Genomic DNA, 2,135 nt, shown 5'->3' on the forward strand with positions numbered 1-2,135 from the left:
GTCGAGCACCGCCGAAAAGACATCCAGCCCGCCGAGCTTGCCGGATTTCAGCATCAGCGCGACGGGAAACGGCATTTCGGCGACCATGCGTCCAGTGCCCAGGCCCTGATATGGCCCGACGATGAAGCGGGTGATGGGCAGTTTGGGGACGATCGCGCCGGCGGTTTCGCCACCGGCGATTACAAGCCGCCGGACGCCACGCTCAAAGATCATTCGTTGCGCGAGGCACGTGAGGAAATCCTCCGCCGTGCGCGCCACCACATCGCGTCCATACTTGCCCTGCAGCCGTTCGACCTCGTCCTGTGGCGCCATGGTGGCGATGGCAATCGCCTGCCCCGCGCTAATCGCTCGATCGGCCGGCTCCACAGCCGAGGCAAGCAGATCTTCGCCTTCCATGACGCGGGCGAGATCGATCGTGATGACTTCATTCTGCCTGCCGAAATGCGCAAGCTGCTCGGCGGTGCGCGGCGCGACGCTGCCGGCAAGCACGACGGCCGGCCCTTCGACGCCCGGCAACGTTGCAGCCTCTTGGCTGGCAAGCTTGCCGCCGCGCCGCCACGACGTCGGGAGATGCGCCGCCACCGATGCGTTGCCGGTCAACAAAGGCATGGGCGCCGCGGCTTCCGCGATCGAAGCCAGATCGCGTTCATAGATTGTGTCGGTGACAGCGAAACGGACGCCCTCCCCGGCCAAATCGTCGCAACGCTTGACGATGGCGTCCGGGCCGCAATCGACGACCGGATGCGCTACGAGTCCGACGCGGCTTCGGCTTTGCGCCGCAAGGACGCGAACGATGTTCGAATCCGTCATCGGCGTCAGCGGATCGAACCGCTTGGGTGACTCCGCCAGGATCTGCGAACCCCCGAACATATAGCCCTGAAACACCGTTCGCTGGGTTTCGCAGAGCGCCGGACAAAACAGCACCAGCTTCGCCTCGAGCAGATCCGCCAGCGCCTCCGCGCACGGACCGATATTTCCGGCCGGCGTGGAATCGAAGGTAGCGCAATATTTGAAAAATATCTGATCGCAGCCTGCCGACAGCAATCGTTGCGCCGACTTCAGGACAAGATCGACAGCATCCTGCGCTGGTATCACGCGCGTCTTCAGCGCGATCACATGCGCCAGCGAACCGGAAGGGATGTCGGCCTCGATGCTGGTGGCGAAACTCGTCGGGACGCCCCGCGCCACCAGCATGGCGGCCAACTCGGACCCGCCGGTCAAGTCGTCGGCGATCGCGCCGAACAGCAGCGGACGCTTTCGTTCTGCCATCGATTAATTCCCTTGAAATTCCGTCCAGTGTTGAAGCCGTGGGCGGTCGCCTACATCATATTCAAAGACCCAGAAATGTCCGAGCCAGGCCAGTTGACCGTCCATCATCTGGCGACCGAACAGCAAGCGGCAACCCCTGGCTTCGGCCGCCTGCAGAAGCCGGGTTTTTTCGGGCTTCATGACGATGTCGGCAACGACCATATCGGCAGATAGCGTCGCGAAATCCAGGGGGTCGCCATCCTCCTTGCCGATCATCCCTAGCGAAGTCGCATTAACAACCATGTCGAAGCCGGTGGCATCGGCCTCGCCACACCGAACCGCTGCCCCCGGATAGGCGACGGAAACCGCATCGGCGAGGTCCGAAGCTTTGGCACGGTTCCGGTTTGAAATGACCAGTTCCGCGACCCCCGCCTCTGCCAAAGCGAAACCCAGGCTCCGCCCGGCGCCTCCGGCGCCAAGCAGAAGCACGCGAAGGCCCGCGGGCGGAATGCCGGCCTCCGTTGCGCCGCGTACGAAACCGCTGCCATCGACATTATCTCCGGTCAGCTTTCCATCTACATCACGCCGGATGTAGTTGACACTGCCGATCCTGCGGGCGCGTGGCGTGAGTTCGTCGAGCAGCGACAGAACGGGGATCTTGTGGGGGATCGTGACGCCCGAGCCGAGGCAGTTTTGAAATCGGGACAGAGCCTGGAGCGCGGTGGCCAGATCCCGGGCGCCGACATGAACCGGCACGCAAACGAAGTCGTGGCCGGCGGCGCGCATGTGAGCCGTGATGGCTTCCGTGCCGACGACATGGGAGACCGGATCCGCCATCAGCAGCATGATTTTGGTCTGCCCGGTTATGCGGCGCGCGTCCATAAGTC

2 protein-coding genes are annotated in these 2,135 nt (G+C 63.6%); both read right to left on the reverse strand.

The genetic code is table 11. The features are described from left to right. Positions 1-1,269, reverse strand: a 1,269-nt coding sequence (gene otnK, locus EOA27_RS33295; RefSeq protein WP_145970717.1) for a 3-oxo-tetronate kinase, incomplete at its 3' end; no start/stop codon positions are given. 3 nt (positions 1,270-1,272) lie between these two features. Beyond that, positions 1,273-2,135, reverse strand: an 863-nt coding sequence (locus tag EOA27_RS33300; protein WP_145970718.1) for a shikimate dehydrogenase, incomplete at its 5' end; no start/stop codon positions are given.

This window comes from Mesorhizobium sp. M2A.F.Ca.ET.037.01.1.1, from assembly GCF_003998075.1.
Taxonomy (GTDB): Bacteria; Pseudomonadota; Alphaproteobacteria; order Rhizobiales; family Rhizobiaceae; genus Mesorhizobium.